The organism is Gloeocapsopsis crepidinum LEGE 06123, assembly GCF_015207655.1.
Taxonomy (GTDB): Bacteria; Cyanobacteriota; Cyanobacteriia; order Cyanobacteriales; family Chroococcidiopsidaceae; genus Gloeocapsopsis; species Gloeocapsopsis crepidinum.
Genome location: NZ_JADEWN010000117.1, coordinates 1 through 6,544 on the forward strand (window position 1 = coordinate 1; position 6,544 = coordinate 6,544).

Here is a 6,544-nt window from a genome sequence, read left to right on the forward strand (position 1 = left end):
GCCAGCTTCTGCTTAACTTCTTCAACGCTCTGGTGGGCTACAACTCGACTGACTCTTGCCATAACAGTGCTCGTTTCTCGGTTAACTGCACCCTACCCTAATTGTTCTTTAGAACGCAAGTTCGTATCAGCTTGCGGTTGGGAATTTGTCACGCGGGTATTGTTAATACTGTTGCAAGCCACAAGTATTGTTGCGGTTAAGACTCCCAAGACAAGCCAATAGGCGAAATGGCGAAAAGAAATTCTCATGACTATCTAACTCACAACTGCCAAGAAACGGTTCCCAGCACAGTGAAAGGAGCGCCTCGATTGACAAAAGTACTTAAACCGTAATCACTTGTGTAGTTTTCTACATCGAAGATATTACGAAAATTCAACGCGGCACGAAAGCGATCGCGTTCATAAAAAATCGCAGCATCGGTGCGCAAAAAACTCGGTAACTCCACGGTATTCACATTATCTGCCCATCGCTCGCCAATATAGTACAAGCCAAAACCAAACCCTAAACCCTGCAAATTGCCATCTTGAATGCGATAAGTTGTCCATAGACTAAACGAGTGTTCAGGCGCAGAAAACCGTTGATTTCCTTCGATGGTTGGATCGTTGTCTTCAGTAATTCTGGCATCGGTGTAGGCATAGCCGCCGATAATATTCCATCCAGGTGAAATCTCGCCACTGATATCTAATTCAATACCTTGACTTCGTTGCTTTCCCGTTTGAACTGAGAAGACTGGATTATCTGGAGCGGGGGTAGTGACATTAGTGCGAGTTAAATCGTATAAAGCAAGATTGGCTGAGAGTTGCTCAGTGATATCGGCTCGAATACCTACTTCATATTGCGTTCCTCGTTCTGGGCGGAATGTGTCTCCACCTTCAGCGATACCGATTGTTGGGGAAAAGGAGCGAGCATAACTGGCATATAGGGAAATAGGTGGAATCGGTTGGTAGACAATGCCCACTCGTGGACTAAATGCTGTGTCATATTGACTGGTTTCTACATCTGTCAGGCGATCTTCACTTGTTTCCTGAAACAGATCAAATCTTCCACCTAAGAGCAGTTTGAGATTTTCTGCGATCGTAATTTGATCTTGGATGTAGATTCCCAATGTGTCTCTAGTCGTAAATCTGTCATCCGTGAGTTGACCTGTAGGATTTACAGTTTGATCGAAAACTGGGTTAAAGATGTCTACAGGTTGGGCATCGCCAAATTCATAGTTAAGATCTGTTGTATCTCGATTTAGGTCAACACCAACGAGAAGCTGGTGCTCAATTCCTCCTGTATTAAATCTGCCAAGTAGATTGGTATCGAGATAGAAGGTATTGTAATACTGAGCACCAATCAGAAAGCCTCGGTTGAGTGTACGGTTGTCTTCAGCGAGAAAATGATTGGCTCTCCCCCATTTGTATTGTCATCAACAAATGTATAACGGAATGTATTACGCAAGCTTAAATTTTCATTGAAGCGATGCTCTAAGCGATATCCAATTCTGCCGTTGATCCTCAGTTCATTATTTAAAGAACCTGCGGCGTTGAAACTACGGCTGACTTCTCCATTTGGGTTTTCGAGTACAGTGCCCAAAATCGGCTGAGCTTCTCGTCCATTCTGGTCTAAAAAGTTAACATCGCCTTCGAGGATAAAATCGGTATTTGGTCCAAATCTGAGGGCTAGGCTAGGCGCAATAAACGTTTCGCTGTTTTCATCAAAATCTAGAAAACTTCCGAAGTTGCGGTAACTACCAATCAATCGATAGAGCACTGTTTCAGAATCATCCAAAGGTCCAGAAAAATCAAAAATGCCCTGATAGTCGTTATAGCTGCCAATCGTTGCGCTCACTTCATAGAATGGATAGCTTAACGGTTGTCGAGTCACAACATTGATCGTGCCACCCAGAGATCCTACTTCACCATATAAAGCAGCAGCAGGTCCTCTGAGTACCTCTAGACGTTCGGCATTGACAAAGCTACCATCACTAGAAATTTGCGGGTCAGGAATGCCATTGACTAAGAAACCGCCATAATTTTCAAAGCCTCGGATAATGAAGTAGTCTCTGCCGCTAGCAGGGCTAACAATTGAAGTAATGCCAGCAGTATTTTCCAAGCCTTCTGTAATACTTCTTGCTTGGCGATCTTCTAGCACCTGTTGGGGTATGATTTGAATCGACTGGGGAATATCACGCAAAGGTGTATCGGTTCTTGTGCCTACACTGGCATTTGGTACGCGATCGCCTTCTTGTTCTCCTGTTACTAAAATTTCAATCGTTTCGTCATCAGTTGGTTGCTGTACGGAAGATACAGGCGCGATTGCACCTATAATTAAACCGCGATCGCTATCAAACAACTCCACGATTGGTAGTGCGGTTTCACCGATAATCAATACTCGCACAGTATTGGCATCAAGATTTGTAACTGTAATCTCAGTAATTTTTGTAACTGGTTTTTCCAAACGAAATGTAAAAGAATCGCCACTAGGTAAACGCAGTTGTGCATTCGGAATGTCTGCAATGTAGTTATTGCCACTACTGCGATTTGTCACTTGCAATTGTTCGCCGAAAGGAGTTTGTAAAATGACCTCAACACCTTTATCAGTGGGAACTGCTTCGACTTCGGTAATTTGTACTAAAGAAGTATTAGGAGTTGGCGATTGCGAAAGTAATTCTTTGACACTCGTAGCTGGGAATTCGGTTTCACTAAGTCTTCTAATTTTCGTTGTCGTTGGAGATGCTGGCGTGACAACTGCTTTCTTTTCCGATTCAAATGCTTGTACGAGTTGAACAAAGTCACTATTGATAACTCCTAGCGTACTTACTATCAACCAAAAATGAATATCGAGCGAACGCACGCAGCATTTACCACCAAACACACACCGCCAATTCATACCACTCCCCACACACCTAAAAATGTTGCTTATTGCAGATCTTTCTTAGTTGCAATCAATCAAAGTGTAGAGAAGTACAATGAGTTGAGTCTATCCTGAAACAGTCTTACGTCCTGAAACAAGCTTTTTGCCCGCAAAACATTCGCGTAGTGTGATGCCATGGCGATTTATCAGCTAACCTTGGCAAATATTAGAAGATTATTGTTGATGCTATGTCTAGACAGTCATTGCATTCCGCTTAGGTGAAAACCGCATCAAATCCTAACTCAATGAAGATAGCCTTTCTAATGGCATTCCAATATTTATCTTCTATTTCGCCTTGTTTACGCTTAATTCGACTAGCATCCACAGCCCTCATCTGACTTAGGCAGACATAGCGATCTTTGTCTAAACCGTTGCGCTTAGTAGCCTTTATGTTGACTACGAAGGGGAAAGTTTTTGCTCCTGGTAAAATTGGCGCAATAATCGTAGTAGGACTATTTTGATTTCCGATGTCATTTTGCAGAATCAAACAAGGTCGCTCTTTGTCTGTTTCACTACCTACTATAGGCTTCAGATCGACCCACCATATATCACCGCGCTTGTAGCTTAACTGACCCTTAGGCATCTAGTCCATCACCAACAGCAACATCCCAAACAGCAATCTCCTCTAAGAATTCAGGCTCTTCCGACTGCTCTTTGTATGCATCTTCTAGTTCCTTTAGAAGACTTTTTTTCTTTTCTCTAAGAAGAACTTCGTTGATATAGTTGCTGCGATTCTTAGAAGACCGATCCACAAACTCTAAGACTTCTTCATCCAGTGTAATACTAACTTTCTTGCTCATAACTCTAAAAATTGTCGGATAAATATGTAGGATTATTTTATCACACTATCCGATTTCAACTGTTGACGCTACCCAGTCACAAGCGTGTCACCAAACTCAACTTGTTGACGAATACCATTTTCATAAAACTGTTTTGCTCTCAAAGCAACTTCTTCTAGACTCCCAAAAATAGCCTGCATAACAATTACATTCCTTTTAGTAACTAATTACCGCTCTTGATATTACATTTATTTTTATCCTGCTACTTATTAACTTATAAAGAAACACGCTTTTTGCCCGAAAAACATTCGCGTGGTGTAATGCCAAACCTGCGCTTAAATGCCGCCGCGAAGTGTCCTAGATGAGCATACCCTACGATATTAGCGACTTCGGCAACAGTTAAATTACGTTCGCGTAATAGTTGCTGTGCATGTTCCATGCGTTGATTCGTTAAATAACCAAATACCGTTGTGCCAAAAAGTATCTGGAACCCTCTTTGCAGCGAACTCTCACTGATACCTACCCGTTGCGCTAACTCTGATAATAACGGTGGGTTTTCTAAACGCAAAAGTAAAATTTCCCTAGCATAATGAATTTTGGCGATCGTTTCTTTCTTCAAGCGCGGTGATAATTGCGTTTTCGCAGCGTCTTGCACGCAATTTTCTAAAAAAGGCATCAACTGCAACGCCATCAATTCTATAACCTTACCCTGTAAATACATCCGCTTATTTATTCCTTGGTAAGGACAGTTAATAATTTGCTGCGCTACACTTTGCGTTGCGGCATTTGCTTTACGGAAGATTGCGGCTTGCCAGTCGTTTTCCTTTGCCAAAAACTTCAATTGAGGTAGCATCTTACCATCCTCTCCAGGAAAGAAAGTTGCTAGCAACTCTGGTGGCATTTCTATTTCAATACCTACAGTTCTTTGAAACTGGCGAAAGAATACCTCAAATTTACGTTGTACTCCACCACCAGAAATAAAACTATTTTCTTCTCTAACTAAACCAAAAATTAAGACACCAACCTGGAGAGGATGATTATTATCTGGAGTTTTGATGATTACATCATGATAAAATTGTTGATCGTCAATACTCAGCCAAAGATTAGGATAGACCTCAATCTGTCGATAGTAACCTTGACCAAGTTGTTTGGGTATTTCATAAAGATATTCAGATTCTGAGTAAACGTTGCACTTACTCTTTCGTTCGTTTTCTAGTAGTTTAGTGTAGTCATCGTCTGTAAAGGTGATTGTCATCGCTAGAGCTAAAAACTTAATGATAATTAATTGCAGCAATTTTACCGCAAAGCCGAATGATGACAATGTTTTAGGACCGCGATCGCACAGTATACTCAATTGAAAAAACCGCACGCTAGTGTATACTGCAAGCCCAGCAGCCAGTAGGCTAATCAATAGTTAACAAAATTAGAAGTTACGCACTTGATGCCTCAGGGCTTGCATTTTAGTTCCTCTACTCAGGGAAATCTACCATGGTTCTCCTTAAGAAATTTTAGGCTCTCAATTGGAAACCCTTGTTCTTGCGTGGCAGATTCTAGGAGTTTTTGCAAAATTGTCCGATCTTACCAACAGTATCTATCCTACTTCTCCTTATCTCTGCGGTTGAGGTTCGCCATAAATGAAATCGTCCATGACGACAATATCTCTAGTACCGCCGTCATTATTGTTAAAGCTTAAGGCAGCATTGCCACTGGTAATACGGACTCGATAAATGCGTTCGCCCTGATTGAATACTACCCCTAGGAAAGAGAGGCTTTCTTTACTGTTGGGTACGTTCGGAACAAAGTCACTAAAGAGTAGCTTATTGTTAGCACCAAAATACTCTATCTTCGTACTACCCCAGCGGTCTACATCAGTAAAAATTGCGCCAAACCCATTGACTGTTGCCTTCCTAGCAGTACCAGGCACGAAGAAAAGCACATTCGTGATGTTGCTGCCTAAAGCAGTGAATAGCCTTTGGGGGCTAAAGACGCGGAAGATAGATGAATAGGTGGGATTAATATTGCCAAACTCGATGGGAGCCACACCAATGTTAGCGCTGACTTGAAACCCTTGACCTGGGGTTTGGAAGAAGACACCTCGTGGAGAGTCAACATTAAAGAAGTCGGGCGGCAGCTTGTTAGAGGCGGCAAAATTGTCAGGAACGCCATCCCAGTTAATTTCACGGCGACCATTAGGAAATGTGCCACCCACTCCGTTGTTTTGCCCTAAAGCATTTCGGAAGTCGTCTACAGCAGATTGAATTGTGGCAGCGTTGGGACCAGCCGCCTTTCTAACAACAGGAGCAGCGAGGGTAGCTGTTGGCATTAGAAATGATATAGCTAACACCAGCGTGGCACTTGGGTAAAATTTTGTAAACATTATACTTCCTTGTCCTCAGTTACTTTTTTGAAATCGAAGAAATGAACCCTGCATAAAATGCCTTAACTTTGTTCTCCTAAGAAGTTAAGGTTTGTTAGTGCTGTACTCTGAGCATTTTCAGAGTACTCAACAAATTAGTATCTGTCATTACAGAAAATCTCTGGGCTTTAGTGTAGAAGGATCTCAGTTAATCTCAGAAACCTATAAGTTGACCGAGCTAGAACTGGTGCAATTGTCACTAAAGTTGGAGATTTGTGATAGCCTGCCAAGACGCGTGTAAAAAGGCAAGATAGTTCGGAAAGACCTGTTTATCTGAGCAGATTTTTAAGCTCGTGTCTAACACAGGTTTTTCATCCTAATTGCACCTGAGTTCGGGTTAAGCAGATGGAGGTAAAGCCCATTCTAAGTGAAGGGAGGGCTTTTTGGGCTGATGACAATAAGCAATCAAACCACAGAGGACATTAACACCAAAATTGACGGGACTACGATG

General features: G+C 42.1%; 7 protein-coding genes and 1 pseudogene. 1 reads left to right on the top strand and 7 read right to left on the bottom strand.

Going from position 1 to position 6,544, the window contains the following annotated elements:
• The coding region (locus IQ230_RS27175; protein ID WP_228055399.1) for a hypothetical protein at positions 1-222 on the top strand (222 nt) is incomplete at its 5' end.
• Between the two features lie 37 nt (positions 223-259).
• On the opposite strand, the gene IQ230_RS27180 is transcribed toward IQ230_RS27175, so the two are convergent.
• From IQ230_RS27180 to IQ230_RS27190, 7 genes and pseudogenes are all read right to left on the bottom strand, one after another.
• Complete coding sequence (locus tag IQ230_RS27180; protein ID WP_228055403.1) at positions 260-1,342, bottom strand: TonB-dependent siderophore receptor; 1,083 nt, start codon at positions 1,340-1,342, stop codon at positions 260-262.
• Complete coding sequence (locus IQ230_RS27185; protein WP_228055400.1) at positions 1,339-2,874, bottom strand: TonB-dependent receptor plug domain-containing protein; 1,536 nt, start codon at positions 2,872-2,874, stop codon at positions 1,339-1,341. Before IQ230_RS27185 ends, IQ230_RS27180 begins: the two co-directional genes overlap by 4 nt.
• A 238-nt stretch (positions 2,875-3,112) precedes the next feature.
• Positions 3,113-3,481 (bottom strand): type II toxin-antitoxin system PemK/MazF family toxin, encoded by a 369-nt coding sequence (locus IQ230_RS25690; protein ID WP_193935021.1) that lies wholly within the window; start codon positions 3,479-3,481, stop codon positions 3,113-3,115.
• Positions 3,474-3,698, bottom strand: a complete 225-nt coding sequence (gene mazE / locus IQ230_RS25695; protein ID WP_193935022.1) for a type II toxin-antitoxin system MazE family antitoxin — start codon at positions 3,696-3,698, stop codon at positions 3,474-3,476. The genes IQ230_RS25690 and mazE overlap by 8 nt, the downstream gene beginning before the upstream one ends.
• Before the next feature lie 253 nt (positions 3,699-3,951).
• Positions 3,952-5,046, bottom strand: a complete 1,095-nt coding sequence (locus IQ230_RS25700) for an AraC family transcriptional regulator (protein WP_322742573.1) — start codon at positions 5,044-5,046, stop codon at positions 3,952-3,954.
• A 237-nt stretch (positions 5,047-5,283) separates the two neighbouring features.
• The gene (locus IQ230_RS25705) at positions 5,284-6,054 is read right to left on the bottom strand and encodes a hypothetical protein (RefSeq protein ID WP_193935023.1); all 771 of its coding nucleotides are present in this window, start codon (positions 6,052-6,054) and stop codon (positions 5,284-5,286) included.
• Positions 6,055-6,430: 376 nt separating this feature from the next.
• Positions 6,431-6,544, bottom strand: a pseudogene (locus IQ230_RS27190) (IS982 family transposase); the annotation flags it as partial.

What these genes read in the sequence shown, in the direction of transcription:
- IQ230_RS27185 (WP_228055400.1), bottom strand. Translation starts at nt 2,874, where the DNA reads ATGAATTGGCGGTGTGTGTTTGGTGGTAAATGCTGCGTGCGTTCGCTC.
- IQ230_RS25690 (WP_193935021.1), bottom strand. Translation starts at nt 3,481, where the DNA reads ATGCCTAAGGGTCAGTTAAGCTACAAGCGCGGTGATATATGGTGGGTC.
- mazE (WP_193935022.1), bottom strand. Translation starts at nt 3,698, where the DNA reads ATGAGCAAGAAAGTTAGTATTACACTGGATGAAGAAGTCTTAGAGTTT.
- IQ230_RS25705 (WP_193935023.1), bottom strand. Translation starts at nt 6,054, where the DNA reads ATGTTTACAAAATTTTACCCAAGTGCCACGCTGGTGTTAGCTATATCA.